This is a genomic window from Xanthobacter sp. AM11 (assembly GCF_047444035.1).
In the GTDB taxonomy this organism is placed as follows: Bacteria; Pseudomonadota; Alphaproteobacteria; order Rhizobiales; family Xanthobacteraceae; genus Xanthobacter.
Map to the genome: position 1 here is coordinate 2,104,569 of NZ_JBLAOA010000001.1, position 12,401 is coordinate 2,116,969.

At 69.3% G+C, this 12,401-nt stretch carries 13 protein-coding genes; 8 read left to right on the forward strand and 5 right to left on the reverse strand.

The features are described from left to right. Positions 1 to 64: 64 nt before the first annotated feature. Entirely contained in the window at positions 65 to 367 is a 303-nt protein-coding gene (locus ACI7BZ_RS09660) for a hypothetical protein (RefSeq protein WP_414116948.1), read from the forward strand. Positions 368 to 377: 10 nt separating this feature from the next. Further along, positions 378 to 1,319, forward strand: a complete 942-nt coding sequence (locus ACI7BZ_RS09665) for an AEC family transporter (protein WP_414116949.1) — start codon at positions 378 to 380, stop codon at positions 1,317 to 1,319. Here ACI7BZ_RS09665 and gluQRS read toward each other — a convergent pair. Then, a complete protein-coding gene (gene gluQRS / locus ACI7BZ_RS09670; protein ID WP_414116950.1) occupies positions 1,298 to 2,224 on the reverse strand; it encodes a tRNA glutamyl-Q(34) synthetase GluQRS in 927 nt (308 codons plus the stop codon). The two genes, ACI7BZ_RS09665 and gluQRS, sit on opposite strands and share 22 nt — an antisense overlap. 85 nt (positions 2,225 to 2,309) lie before the next feature. Here gluQRS and ACI7BZ_RS09675 point away from each other — a divergent pair, with 85 nt between their 5' ends. The 3 genes from ACI7BZ_RS09675 (at position 2,310) to ACI7BZ_RS09685 (ending at position 4,437) form a co-directional block, all read left to right on the forward strand. Next, on the forward strand, positions 2,310 to 2,960 hold the full coding sequence (locus ACI7BZ_RS09675; RefSeq protein ID WP_414116951.1) for a DNA-3-methyladenine glycosylase family protein: 651 nt from the start codon (positions 2,310 to 2,312) through the stop codon (positions 2,958 to 2,960). A 34-nt stretch (positions 2,961 to 2,994) separates the two neighbouring features. Then, on the forward strand, positions 2,995 to 3,702 hold the full coding sequence (locus tag ACI7BZ_RS09680) for an alpha/beta hydrolase (RefSeq protein WP_414116952.1): 708 nt from the start codon (positions 2,995 to 2,997) through the stop codon (positions 3,700 to 3,702). Positions 3,703 to 3,879: 177 nt separating this feature from the next. Further along, a complete protein-coding gene (locus ACI7BZ_RS09685) occupies positions 3,880 to 4,437 on the forward strand; it encodes an HNH endonuclease (RefSeq protein WP_414116953.1) in 558 nt (185 codons plus the stop codon). A 58-nt stretch (positions 4,438 to 4,495) separates the two neighbouring features. Here the strand turns inward: ACI7BZ_RS09685 and ACI7BZ_RS09690 are convergent, their stop codons facing one another. Beyond that, positions 4,496 to 5,044: a disulfide bond formation protein B gene (locus tag ACI7BZ_RS09690; protein ID WP_414119131.1), complete on the reverse strand. Its 549-nt coding sequence runs from the start codon at positions 5,042 to 5,044 to the stop codon at positions 4,496 to 4,498. 313 nt (positions 5,045 to 5,357) lie between these two features. Here ACI7BZ_RS09690 and irrA point away from each other — a divergent pair, with 313 nt between their 5' ends. Continuing rightward, on the forward strand, positions 5,358 to 5,894 hold the full coding sequence (gene irrA / locus ACI7BZ_RS09695; protein WP_414119132.1) for an iron response transcriptional regulator IrrA: 537 nt from the start codon (positions 5,358 to 5,360) through the stop codon (positions 5,892 to 5,894). Positions 5,895 to 6,448: 554 nt separating this feature from the next. On the opposite strand, the gene ACI7BZ_RS09700 is transcribed toward irrA, so the two are convergent. The 3 genes from ACI7BZ_RS09700 to acnA all read right to left on the reverse strand — a co-directional run bounded on the left by ACI7BZ_RS09700 (position 6,449) and on the right by acnA (position 10,945). Then, positions 6,449 to 6,817: a DUF2794 domain-containing protein gene (locus ACI7BZ_RS09700; RefSeq protein WP_414116954.1), complete on the reverse strand. Its 369-nt coding sequence runs from the start codon at positions 6,815 to 6,817 to the stop codon at positions 6,449 to 6,451. 512 nt (positions 6,818 to 7,329) lie between these two features. After that, the gene (locus ACI7BZ_RS09705; protein WP_414116955.1) at positions 7,330 to 8,061 is read right to left on the reverse strand and encodes a DUF1223 domain-containing protein; all 732 of its coding nucleotides are present in this window, start codon (positions 8,059 to 8,061) and stop codon (positions 7,330 to 7,332) included. 187 nt (positions 8,062 to 8,248) lie between these two features. Beyond that, positions 8,249 to 10,945, reverse strand: a complete 2,697-nt coding sequence (gene acnA / locus ACI7BZ_RS09710; protein ID WP_414116956.1) for an aconitate hydratase AcnA — start codon at positions 10,943 to 10,945, stop codon at positions 8,249 to 8,251. A gap of 172 nt (positions 10,946 to 11,117) precedes the next feature. On the opposite strand from acnA, the gene ccmA reads away from it, so the two are divergent. Together ccmA and ccmB are read left to right on the forward strand one after the other, a co-directional pair. After that, the gene (gene ccmA / locus ACI7BZ_RS09715) at positions 11,118 to 11,732 is read left to right on the forward strand and encodes a heme ABC exporter ATP-binding protein CcmA (RefSeq protein WP_414116957.1); all 615 of its coding nucleotides are present in this window, start codon (positions 11,118 to 11,120) and stop codon (positions 11,730 to 11,732) included. Beyond that, complete coding sequence (gene ccmB / locus ACI7BZ_RS09720; RefSeq protein ID WP_414116958.1) at positions 11,729 to 12,400, forward strand: heme exporter protein CcmB; 672 nt, start codon at positions 11,729 to 11,731, stop codon at positions 12,398 to 12,400. The genes ccmA and ccmB overlap by 4 nt, the downstream gene beginning before the upstream one ends. Position 12,401 lies beyond the last annotated feature (1 nt).

Consider the following 12,401-nt stretch of genomic DNA (forward strand, 5'->3'; position numbering starts at 1 on the left):
CAGCCCGGCCCCGCCTCGCACTGCTCGCGCCTTCTGCCGCGCGTTCCCGTTTCGGAAGCATCCCATGGCCCCCACCCGTTCCCCCGCCGCCGACGCGTCCGCCGTTGATTGCCACCGTCTTGTGGTGGAGGCGGAGCCCGGTGCGAACATGCTGCTGCGCCTGCTCGAACCCTTCGTGATCCACGATGTGCTGCCCGTCCGCACCCACGGCGCCGCCGATGCGGACGGGTTGAGGGTGGACGTGACCTTCCGCGCCCCGGCCGCGCTTGCCCTCCGCCTGCACGGGCGGCTGGCCGCCATCGTGGGGGTGCGCGCGGCCCGGCTGGAGCCGGTGCAGGCGGGCGACGCCCGCGTCAAGGCCGCGTGAGGAAAGGCCCATGCTGCACACCCTTGCCGACATCGCGGTCATCGTCCTGCCGGTCTTCGGCATGGTGGCGGTGGGCTATCTTGCGGCCCGGGTCGGCCTCGTCAGCGAGCGCGCCACGGACGGGCTGGCGGAATTCGTGTTCTCGCTTTCGGTGCCGGTCCTCATCTTCCGCACCCTTAGCGAATCGCAGCTGCCGCAAGCCCAGCCCTGGGGCTATTGGATCGCTTATTTCGCCGGCGCCTTCTTCGTCTTCGGCCTCGCCATGCTGGCGGCGCAGAAACTGTTCGGCCGCACCCGGCAGGAGGCCGTGATCCACGGCTTCGCCGCCGGGCAGGCCAACACCGTGTTCGTCGGCGTGCCCTTGATCCTGAAGGCCTATGGCGAGGAAGGGGCGGTGCCTTTGTTCCTGCTCATCGCCGTGCACCTGCCGGTGATGCTGGTGGCCGCCACCGTGCTGCTGGAAGGCAGCGCCGGCTTTTCCCGCGCCACCGTGCTCAAGCTGGTGAAGGCGCTGGCGCTCAACCCCATCCTCATCGGCATCTATGCCGGGGGGCTGGCGCGGGTGGCCGGAGTGCAGGCGGTGGGCATCCCCAAGCAGATGGTGGACCTGCTGGCCGCCGCCGCCACGCCCTGCGCCCTCATTTCGCTGGGGCTCTCGCTGAAGCGCTACGGCATGGCCGGCGGCGATTTCGGCCCCTCGGTGGTCATCTGCGCGCTCAAGCTGCTGGTGCATCCGGCGGCGGTGTTCGCGCTCACCTTCGTGTTCGCCATGCCGCCGGTGTGGGCGGGGGTGGCGGTGCTGTTCGCGGCCATGCCCAGCGGCATCAACGGCTATCTCCTGGCCCAGCGCTACGGCATTGCGGTGGGCACCTCCACCAGCGCGGTGTCGCTCTCCACCGGTCTGGCGGTGTTCACGGTGGCCATCTGGCTCTATGTGCTCGGGGTGGGCTGAAGGCGGGCGCGGATGTCCTGCGGGCGCACCCCGGCCGCGCGCAGGGCCGCGAGGCTGGTGGCGGCATTGCTCTTGGAGAGCTTGCGGCCGCTGTCGTCGTGGATCAGCCGGTGGTGATGGTAGAGCGGCGTCGGCAGGCCGAGCAGGCGTTGCAGCAGCACATGCACCGAGGTGGCGTGGAACAGGTCCATGCCGCGGATGACGTGGGTGATGCCCTGCGCCGCGTCATCCACCACCACGGAAAGATGGTAGCTGGTGGGCACGTCCTTGCGGGCCAGCACCACGTCGCCCCAGCGGGTGGGATCGGCGGGCACGGGAGCACGCGGCCCTTCCGGCACGCCCTGCGCCTCGGTCCAGCCCAGCGGCCCGCCGGGCAGGGCTTCGGCCGCAGCCAGGGCGGCGGCCATGTCCAGCCGCAGCACGAAGGGCGCGCCTTCGGCCCGGCGGGCGTCGCGCTCGGCCTCGCTCATGGCGCTGCGGGCGAAGGGGAAGAGCGGGGCGCCGTCGGGGTCGCGCAGGGCGGGACGGCCCGTGGCCGCCTCGCGGGCGATGACGGCGCGGGCGATGTCGGCCCGGCTCTCGAACGCCGCATAAATGAGCCCCATGGCGCTGAGGCGCTCCAGCGCCGCGGCATAATCGGCGAAATGTTCCGACTGGCGCCGCGGCGGGGCATCGGGAGCGATGCCGAGCCAGGCGAGGTCCTGGAGAATGGCTGCCTCATGGTCCGGGCGGCATCGGGTGGCGTCGATATCCTCCATGCGCAACAGGAAGGTGCCGCCCATGCGGCGCGCGGCCGCTTCATTGACGAGGGCGGAGAAGGCATGGCCGAGATGGAGCCGGCCGTTGGGGCTGGGCGCGAAGCGGCAGACGAATGGCGCGGCGGCGGATGGCAGGGGGCGCGGCATGGGACCCAGCATTAGAGCGCGAACCCGCCGGAGGGAAACGGAACGTGCGCCGGGCTGGGCCGGCCGCGACTGAGGGGAGGGGCAAGTGGAGGAACCGCATCTGGCCGACCAGGCCGCATTCGACCAGGCCCTGGACGTGTTGCTGCGCCTGGATCCGCGCCTCGGGCCGCTGGTGGCGGTGGCGGGCCGGCCGAGCCTGCGCCGGCGCCCGCCCGGCTTTGCCGGCCTCGCGGCGGTGGTGGTGGCGCAGCAATTGTCCGTGGCGGCGGCGCGGTCCATCTCGGCGCGGCTGGAGGCGGCGCTTGGCGGCCCACCCACGGCCGCCGCCCTCCTTGCCGCCGATGCGGCGACCCTGCGCGCCGCCGGGCTCTCGGCGCCCAAGATCCGCACCCTCACCGGCATCGCCCGGGCGTTGGCGGCGGGGGAGGCGGACCTCGACGCCCTGGCGCGCCTGCCGGCCGATGCGGCGGCCGCCGCGCTCACCCGCCTGCCGGGCATCGGCCTGTGGACCGCCGACATCTACCTCCTGTTCTGCCTCGGGCGCGCCGATGCCTTCCCCCATGGCGACCTTGCCCTGCAGGTGGCGGCGGGGGAGGCGCTGCAGCTGGGCGGGCGCTGCACCCCCATCGGCCTGAAAGCCATAGCGGAAGATTGGCGGCCCTTGCGCGGCGTGGCGGCGCATCTGCTCTGGGCGTATTATGGCGCGCGGCGCGCCCGGCCGGGTGCGCCGGCCTGAGGGCTGCTGCCCGCTTGCAACCCGGTGGACCGCCATGCGCTTTCCTCTCGACGGCGTTTCCCTCGACGATCCCATCCTGGAAGGCCCGCGCCTGCCCCCGCGCGACGGCGGCGACCCCGATGCGCTGGTGGTGCTGCTGCACGGCTACGGTGCCGACGGGCGCGACCTGATCGACATCGGCGCCGCATGGGCGGATCTTTTGCCGCGCGCCGCCTTCGTGGCCCCCCATGCGCCGGACCCGTGCGCGGAGGCGCCGGTGGGGCGGCAGTGGTTTCCCCTCACCTTCCGCGACCCCCACGAACTGACCCGCGGCGCCGAGATGGCGGCGCCCCTGCTGCGGGCCTTCCTGGAGGCGGAACTGGAGAAATATGCGCTGCCGCCGCAGCGGCTGGCCCTGGTGGGCTTCAGCCAGGGGGCGATGATGGCGCTGAAGCTCGCCACCACCGCGGTGACGGCACCTGCGGCCGTGGTGGCCTATTCCGGCATGTGGGCGGAGGCCGGGGGCGCGGCCGGCGGCACCACCACGGTTTCGGCCCGTCCGCCGGTGCTGCTGGTGCATGGCACCGACGACGAGGTGATTCCGGTCGGCGCCCTGTTCGCTTCGGCGCAGGCGCTCGCCGCGGCGGGGGTGCCGGCGGAATGGCACCTGTGCCACGGGCTCGGCCACGGCATCGACGAGGCGGGGCTGGAGCGGGGCGGCGCCTTCCTCGCCCAGTTCCTCGGCCCGCCGTCGCGGCGCTGAGGCTGTGGCGGTGCCGGGCTGCAGACTTTCGGGCCGGCGAGTCTTGGCGCAATAACCGCAGCGTATGCAGAGTCGTTTGCCGGCAGCTTCACAAGAATGACATGGTGCATATAGAGTATCGCACCGCATCCGGGTCGTCAGGCGCGATTCGGCTGCACCAGACGAGGAGCTCGGTCCTTGACCACTGCTTTGTCACCAGGTGCCTGGCCAGCGCTCGTGCTCAATGCGGACTACCGTCCCTTGAGCTATTACCCGCTGTCGGTCTGGAGCTGGCAGGACGCCATCAAGGCCGTCTTCCTGGATCGGGTGAACATCGTCGAATATTACGACAAGGCGGTGCGAAGTCCCGGGTTCGAGATCCGGCTGCCGAGCGTAGTGTCGCTGCGAACCTTCGTGAAGCCGACACGGCAACCCGCCTTCACCCGCTTCAACGTCTTCCTGCGCGACCGCTTCTCCTGCCAATATTGCGGCTCCCGCGAGGATCTCACCTTCGATCACCTCATTCCCCGTTCCAAGGGCGGGCAGACCACCTGGGAAAACGTGGTCGCCGCCTGCTCTCCCTGCAACCTGCGCAAGGGCGGGCACATGCCGGGAGACGTGGGAATGTGGCCGGCGCAGATGCCGTTCCAGCCGTCCGTGCACGATCTGCACCAGAACGGCCGCCACTTCCCGCCCAACTATTTGCACGAAAGCTGGATGGACTATCTCTACTGGGATACCGAGCTCGACCCCTGAGCTCACGCCCCGGCTTTGCGACCGGTTGTCGCGCTCTCACTTAAGGATAGAGAACGCGTTATCCGATCCGCTTGCGGTGCAAGCTGATCGGCGCGGGCTCTAAGGCCGCCCCGCCGAGGCCCACCGCCGCCAGCGCCGCGGCGATCAGCGCATTCCACCCCGCCATGGACAGGCCGAGCAGGCGCCACGCCGCCTCATCGCAGCGCGGCACCCGCGCGCCCTTGAGGGCGGAGAGGATGTCGCCGGTCAGCACCGGCGCGCCGGTGCAGGCGGCGGGGCCGGGCCAGAAGGCCCATTCGACGCCTGCGTGATACATGGCGAGCCCCATGTTGGCGAGCATGGCGAGGCCGAGCACGGCCAGCAGCGCGCGGGCAAGGCCCGGCCGGCCGGCGCGCGCCGCAAGCAGCGTGGCCAACCCCACGGGAATCGCAAAGTAATAGGCCAGCCGCTGGTCGAGGCAGAGCGGGCAGGGGGCCAGCCCCACCACCAGCTGGAAGTACCAGGCGGCGGCGAGGGCGAACGCCGAGCCGGCCAGCAGGACAAGGGCGGCGGCTTGCGCCAGGGACCCCGCCGGATAGGACAGGGCGCGCTCGGACACGGGTCGCACGGACAAGGGACGCCTCGCACATGGGGGAGCCCGGGCAGGGCACGCCATGGCGATACGCCCGGGACGGCGCCCTTGTCCATGCCCCCGGCAGCCCGGTGCCGTGCATGTGAGCGCAGCCGGGGCCGTGGCACGGACCCGCGGGGAGGTGCCAAAACACCTTGGAACTGTTCTTACTCAGGGGCACCCGTATGGCGCTGCAGCGCGGCATGGGTTATAAATTTGCTAGTCGTCTTCGGAGGCATTCGCATTGCGTTTCGTCTGAAGCGGCATATTTTGGTGATAGCTCATAAAGATTGCAGCCGAAATGAACGAGATGCCCCGCTCCCGCTCCACCTTCGGTGCCCCCATGCCGCAGGGCCACGAGGCTTCCGACGATCCCGTGTTGCCCGTTGCCCAGCTGCGGGACATCAACACCACGCGTCGTACCGGCTGCCCCTTCCACGACGTGCGGGAGATGCTGCGGGAGGTTGGCCTGCGCCCCACCCGCCAGCGTCTGGCTCTCGGCTGGTTGCTATTCGCCAAGGGCGACCGGCATGTGACAGCGGAAATCCTCCACGAGGAGGCCATCAAGGCCCGCTTCCCGGTGTCCCTCGCCACGGTCTACAACACCCTGCACCAGTTCACCGAGGCGAGCCTGCTGCGCGAAGTGGCGGTGGATGGGTCCAAGACTTATTTCGACACCAATTCCTCCGACCACCACCATTTCTTCATGGAGGGGCACAACGACCTGGTGGATATCCCCGCCGCGGACGTGAGCGTGAACCTCCTGCCGGAGCCGCCGGAAGGCTATGAAGTGGCCCGTATCGACGTGGTGGTGCGGCTGCGCCGCAAGGGCAGCAATCGCGGCTGACCCCAAGGGCGGCTGACCCCAAGGGCGGCCGCCCCCAAGTGCGGCTGACCCCAAGTGCGGCTGACCCCAAGTGCGGCTGACCCCAAGTGCGGCTGACCCCAAGTGCGGCGCGGGCTTTGAGCGCCGCCGATGCCGGACGTTGACGACGCCTTGTGCGTTGGGTCCCGATTTCATCGCGGACCGCATGTGAAGCCTACGCCCCGCAGCCTTTGACGCCGCGCACGACGCGGGCTCCCGGTGCCGGGTCGCAGCAGCTCCCGCCCAGCCGGTTGAGCGCCGACACCGCAGGCCAGCGCACTGGCCCCCACATCATCCCTTCCGTTTCGTGTCTCGAACAGCCCCTGTGGCTGCAGAGCTGCGCCTTTGGCGCCGTTCCGGCTTTCGGCGCGCCACATCCGCCACGGCCCGGCGCGCGCAGGCGCTGATCCGCAGGCGGGCTTCCGCTGCCGGGAACAGCCGGGGAGCCTGCGTCGTGCGCGGCGGCAAAGGCTGCGGCGCTGGTGCAGGTCGTCCGGCAGATGCGCGCGCACCGGAACCGCGAATCGGCGGCGCGGTCACACGCTCTGCAGCGGCTTTTCCAATACGGCCAGCACGCGGGGCAGGTCGTGGCCGCGTTTCAGGATGAGGCCGGTTTGCGAGACCACGCAGAACATGCCCTGCTTGCGGGCAAGGCGCGGGTCCTTCTCGATTCGGTAGAGCGGCACGTCCATGGACCGCCGGAAGATGGCGAACACGGCCTTGTCGCGCTGGAAATCCATGGCGTAGTCCCGCCACTCCCCGGCCGCCACCATGCGCCCGTAGAGATCCAGAATGCGGTCAAGCTCCCGGCGGTCGAAGGTGATCTTCACCGGGGCCGGTGCCGGAGGGGCGCTCTGGGCCGCCACGGTCCGGCGCGAAAGGAATATGGGTTCAACGTCTCCCATCGGGCCTCCTTGCAGGGGGTGTCCCGCCGCCGATGGCCGCCCCGGGGGCCGGAATCGGTGGCCCAAGGCGCGGTCTCGCAGTCGCTCGGCCATGATCGCCATCGGCGCCCCGCCTTTCAAGAGCGTTCCGTAGCCGGCTGCTGCTTTCGCAGGCTGCCGGGTGCGGTGCCCTGCCGCCGGCGGAGGCGACTGCGCCGGTGTCCTGCGTCGTGTGCCGGGGCAATTGGTGTTTTGGTACCTATCACGCCAACGTCAATGGAATCACAGTCTCGCCGGAATTCGGTCAACGGGGTGCCGCGGCCCGGCGCGATCTTCATTTGCGTAGCAGGGCCGGTTCGCGAGGCGCTCCGGTCTATCCCAGCCCCCCAGCCCCCCGGGGTGCGCGTGGACCGGCCACTGCTACGCACCGACTTCAGACCCCCATTAGGCCATCCCCCGGATGGCCTTTTTTTTGGCTTGGCCGGCGCGCGGCGCCGGGGGCCGGCCATGCGCCGGCTCCAGGGGCCTTGCGGTCAGTCCAGGGGGATGAGGCTGGCGCCGAAGATGCGGCCGGGGGCGATGTTGGTTCCGGCCTGCAGCAGCACCGCCACAGCATCGACGCCGTCGCGGTGAAGGTCCTTCAGGAGCACGCGATAATGCCCCTCCTGTCCCTGCCACGGGCCGACGCGCACCCAGCCGCGCACCACATTGGCATAAGTGACATTGCGGCCGCCGTTCTCGCCGCGGCCGATGGCGACATTCTGCGTGCGGGACACCGGGCAGGCCCAGACTTCGGCGCCCTCCGCCCCCGGATCGCCCTTCGGCAGGTGGATCTCGATGGCGTCGCCATCGCGCCGCACGTCGAGGGTCAGAGGCAGGCCGCCGCCCTGGCGCGCGGCCATGAGCGCCCGCTGCACCGCAGCACGGTCGCTGCCCTTGGTGGAGTGGTTGCCGTCCACCACCATCTGCGGGGTGTAGACCTTCCGGTCGGGGCGCTGGTCGGCATAGGCCTTCTGGCGCAGGGAATGGCCGTGCAGCGCCAGCGTGTCCTTCCAGCCGATATAGTCCCAATAATCCACCGCAAGGGTGAGGGCGATCACCTGCGGGTCCTTCGCCAGCTCGTTGAGGAGGGCATCCGCCGGCGGGCAGGAGGCGCAGCCCTGGCTGGTGAACAGCTCCACCACGGCCTTTGGCTGGCTCTGCCCCGACGCCGGACCAAAGGCGAGGGCGAAGGCGAGCGCGAGGGCGGTGCGAGGAAGCATCATGAGCCGAAAGGGTCTGGCCGGTAGGAAATTGCAATTCCGGGATAAACGAGGCGGGCGGGCGGCACCAGTCACAATGGGGTGTCGAGGGAGGTAAAAAAATGCCGCGACATCAAAAAGGCCGGCCCGGGGCAACCGGGCCGGCCTTTCTGTGTCAGCAGGGGACCGGCGGCGCGGGCCGCCGGGAGGCTCAGGCCGCGAGCGAGCGCAGCACGTAGGGCAGGATGCCGCCGTTGCGGAAGTAGTCGAGCTCGTCGAGGGTGTCGATCCGGCAGATGAGCTCCACGTTCTTCACGCTGCCATCGGCGAACTTGATCTCGGCGGTCAGCGTCTGGCGCGGCTTCAGGTCGCCCTCGATGCCCTTCAGGGTGACGATCTCGTCGCCCTTGAGGCCGAGGGTCTGCCAGCTCTCGCCGTCCTTGAACACCAGCGGCACGATGCCCATGCCCACCAGGTTGGAGCGATGGATGCGCTCGAAGGACTGGGCCACCACGGCGCGCACGCCGAGCAGCTTGGTGCCCTTGGCCGCCCAGTCGCGGGACGAGCCGGTGCCGTATTCCTTGCCGGCAAACACCACCAGCGGCACGCCCTCGGCCTTGTACTTCATGGCCGCGTCATAGATGGGCAGCTGCGCGCCGTCCGGGTAATGGATGGTCACGCCGCCTTCCACGCCCGGCACCATCTGGTTCTTGATGCGGATGTTGGCAAAGGTGCCGCGCATCATCACTTCATGGTTGCCGCGGCGGGTGCCGTACTGGTTGAAGTCCACCGGGCGGACCTGATGCTCGATCAGGTACTGGCCCGCCGGGGACGCCTGCTTGATGGAGCCGGCCGGCGAGATGTGGTCGGTGGTGATGGAATCCAGGAACAGGCCCATGACCCGGGCGTCGAGGATGTCGGTGACCGGCACCGGCTCCTTGGTCATGCCCACGAAATAGGGCGGGTTCTGCACGTAGGTGGACGTATCCTGCCAGGCGTAGGTCTGGCCGGTGGGAATGGCGATCTTCTGCCAGTTCTCGTCGCCCTTGAAGACGTCGGAATACTTTTCCTTGAACATCTTCTTGGTGACATTCTCGCGGATATACTGGGCGACTTCCTTGTTGGAAGGCCAGATGTCCTTGAGGTAGACAGGGTTGCCGTCCTTGTCGGTGCCCAGCGGCTCGGTGGTGAGGTCCACCTGCAGCGAGCCGGCCAAGGCGTAGGCCACCACCAGAGGCGGGGAGGCGAGGTAGTTCGCCTTCACGTCCGGGTTCACACGGCCTTCGAAGTTGCGGTTGCCGGAGATGACGGCGCCGGCCACGAGGTCGTTCTTGTTGATGGCCTCGGAGATGGCTTCCGGCAGCGGGCCGGAATTGCCGATGCAGGTGGTGCAGCCGAAGCCCACCAGGTTGAAGCCCAGCTTGTCCAGGTCGTCCTGCAGGCCGGCGGCCTTCAGATAGCCTTCCACCACCTGCGAGCCGGGCGCCAGCGAGGTCTTCACCCACGGCTTGGAGGTCAGGCCCTTCTTCACCGCCGCCTTGGCGAGGAGGCCGGCGGCGATGAGCACGGAGGGGTTGGACGTGTTGGTGCAGGAGGTGATGGCGGCGATCACCACGTCGCCATGGCCGACGGAATAGTCGGTGCCGGCCACGGGCACGCGCTTGGCGGCCTCACCGGGCTTCTTGAACTCGCCTTCCAGGGCGGCGAGGAAGCCAGCCTTGGATTCGGAGAGCAGCACGCGGTCCTGCGGGCGCTTGGGGCCGGCCATGGAGGGCAGAACGGTGTCGAGGTCCAGCTCCAGCGTGTCGGTGAACACCGGGTCCGGGGTGTCCTTCTTGCGCCACATGCCCTGGGCCTTGGAGTATTTCTCCACCAGATCGTAGCGGCTTTCCTTGCGGCCGGTCTCTTCCAGATAGTCGATGGTCTCGCGGTCCACCGGGAAGAAGCCGCAGGTGGCGCCGTATTCCGGCGCCATGTTGGCGATGGTGGCGCGGTCGGCGAGGGAGAGATGCTCCAGGCCCGGGCCGTAGAATTCCACGAACTTGCCCACCACGCCCTTCTTGCGGAGCATCTGGGTGACGGTGAGCACGAGGTCGGTGGCGGTGATGCCTTCCTTGAGCTTGCCGGAGAGCTTGAAGCCGATCACCTCGGGGATGAGCATGGAGATGGGCTGGCCGAGCATGGCCGCCTCGGCCTCGATGCCGCCCACGCCCCAGCCGAGCACGCCCAGGCCGTTGACCATGGTGGTGTGCGAGTCGGTGCCCACCAGGGTGTCCGGGTAGGCGACGGTGACCGTCTTGCCGTCCAGCTCTTCCTTGCGGGTCCACACTGTCTGGGCGAGGTATTCCAGGTTCACCTGGTGGCAGATGCCGGTGCCGGGGGGCACGACGCGGAAATTGTCGAACGCGCTCTGGCCCCACTTCAGGAAGCGGTAGCGCTCCTGGTTCTGCTTGTATTCCTCATCCACGTTCTTCTTCAGCGCGTTGTCCGTGCCGAAATAGTTCACGATCACCGAGTGGTCGATGACGAGGTCCACGGGAACCAGCGGGTTGATGCGGGCCGGGTCGCCGCCCAGCGCCACCATGGCGTCGCGCATGGCGGCAAGGTCCACCACGGCGGGAACGCCGGTGAAATCCTGCATCAGCACGCGGGCCGGACGGTAGGCGATTTCCTTTTCCGCCTTGCCGCGATTGTTCAGCCATTCGGCGACGGAGATCACGTCGTCCTTGGTGACCGAGCGGCCGTCTTCGAAGCGCAGCAGGTTTTCCAGCAGCACCTTCATCGAGAACGGCAGAGCCGAAACGCCGGGAAGGCCGTTCTTCTCAGCGACTTCAAGGCTGTAATAGACGTATTCCTTGTCGTCCACTTCCAGGGTGGTGCGGCACTTGAAGCTGTCAAGGGAAGTCACGGCGCGTTCTCTCCGGTTCGATGATCGACCGAGGCCGCAGGGGCCGAGAGGCAGGAGGGGCACTCCGCCACCTTGGACGGTGCGGTTCAGCGGCTTTATAGAGCCATTTCAAAGCGCGGTCATGCGATAAGAGCGATCAATGTGCAATGCATCAAAAGCAGGGGTCGCGCCAATGGCTGCCGTGTCTGCGCTGTTTGGGGAAAAGTTGGCCTGTCGGCGGGGATACAAGCTGCTGTTCGAGGGGCTTGACGTTACGGCGCGGGGTGGACGGGCCCTGCTGGTGGTGGGACCCAACGGCGCCGGCAAATCCTCGCTGCTGCGCATTCTTTCCGGCCTCATGGCGGCAACCGACGGCGCCGTGCGCCTCGACGGGGCCGGGGCCGCGCTGGCGGAGCATATCCATTATCTTGGACACGAGGATGCGGTGAAGGGGGCGCTCACGGTCGCGGCCAATCTGGGCTTCTGGCGCCAGGTGCTGGGACCCGACGGGCTGGATGTGGAGGAGGCGCTGGAGGAGGTCGGGCTCGGCGGCCTCGGCCGGCTGCGGGCGCAGGTGCTCTCCGCCGGCCAGAAGCGGCGCCTCGCCATCGCCCGGCTGCTGGTGTCGCGGCGCCCGGTGTGGGTGCTGGACGAGCCCACCACCGCCCTGGACGTGAAGGCGCAGGCCCGCTTTGCGGCGTTCGGCCGGGCGCACCTGGCCGCCGGCGGCATTCTCATTGCCGCCACCCATGCGCCCATCGACCTCGGCGACGCCGACGAACTCAGGCTCGGGGGGGCTGCGCGATGATCGCCGCCTTCCTCGCCATCGTCCGTCGCGATCTGGCGCTGTCCCTGGGCTCGGGCGGCGGCGCCGGGCTGGGGGTGGTCTTCTTCCTCTCGGTGGTCACGGTGATGCCCTTTGCCGTGGGGCCGGACCTGGTCCTGCTCGCCCGCATCGGCCCGGCGATCCTGTGGATCGGCGCGCTGCTGGCGAGCCTCATCGGGCTGGAGCGCCTGTTTGCCGCCGATGCGGAAGACGGCTCCCTCGACGGGCTGACCCTCTCCGCCTTGCCGCTGGAACTCACCTGCGCCGCCAAGGGCCTCGCCCACTGGCTGGCCACCGGCCTGCCCCTGGTGCTGGCGGCGCCGGTGCTGGCGCTGATGCTGAACCTGGAGCCGGCGGCCATCGGCGCGGCGGTGCTGACGCTGCTGGTGGGCACGCCGGCGGTCACCTTCCTCGGGCTGGTGGGCGCGGCCTTTGCCGGAGCGTTCCGGCGGGGCGGGCTGCTCATCGCCGTGCTGGTGATTCCACTCGCCATCCCCGTGCTCATCTTCGCCGTGTCGGCGACTCAGGCGGCGGTGGTGGGGCCGGTGCCCTTCGGCACGCCGTTCCGGGTGCTGGCGGGGCTGGCGCTGTTCTCCCTGGTGCTGGGGCCGGTCGCGGCCGCCGCGGCGCTGCGGGCAGCACGCAGCTGAG

Coding starts and splice junctions, on each gene's coding strand:
- ACI7BZ_RS09660 (WP_414116948.1), top strand. CDS start 65: ATGGCCCCCACCCGTTCCCCCGCCGCCGACGCGTCCGCCGTTGATTGC.
- ccmA (WP_414116957.1), top strand. CDS start 11,118: ATGGCTGCCGTGTCTGCGCTGTTTGGGGAAAAGTTGGCCTGTCGGCGG.
- ccmB (WP_414116958.1), top strand. CDS start 11,729: ATGATCGCCGCCTTCCTCGCCATCGTCCGTCGCGATCTGGCGCTGTCC.
- ACI7BZ_RS09665 (WP_414116949.1), top strand. CDS start 378: ATGCTGCACACCCTTGCCGACATCGCGGTCATCGTCCTGCCGGTCTTC.
- ACI7BZ_RS09705 (WP_414116955.1), bottom strand. CDS start 8,061: ATGATGCTTCCTCGCACCGCCCTCGCGCTCGCCTTCGCCCTCGCCTTT.
- irrA (WP_414119132.1), top strand. CDS start 5,358: ATGCCCCGCTCCCGCTCCACCTTCGGTGCCCCCATGCCGCAGGGCCAC.
- gluQRS (WP_414116950.1), bottom strand. CDS start 2,224: ATGCCGCGCCCCCTGCCATCCGCCGCCGCGCCATTCGTCTGCCGCTTC.
- ACI7BZ_RS09680 (WP_414116952.1), top strand. CDS start 2,995: ATGCGCTTTCCTCTCGACGGCGTTTCCCTCGACGATCCCATCCTGGAA.
- ACI7BZ_RS09700 (WP_414116954.1), bottom strand. CDS start 6,817: ATGGGAGACGTTGAACCCATATTCCTTTCGCGCCGGACCGTGGCGGCC.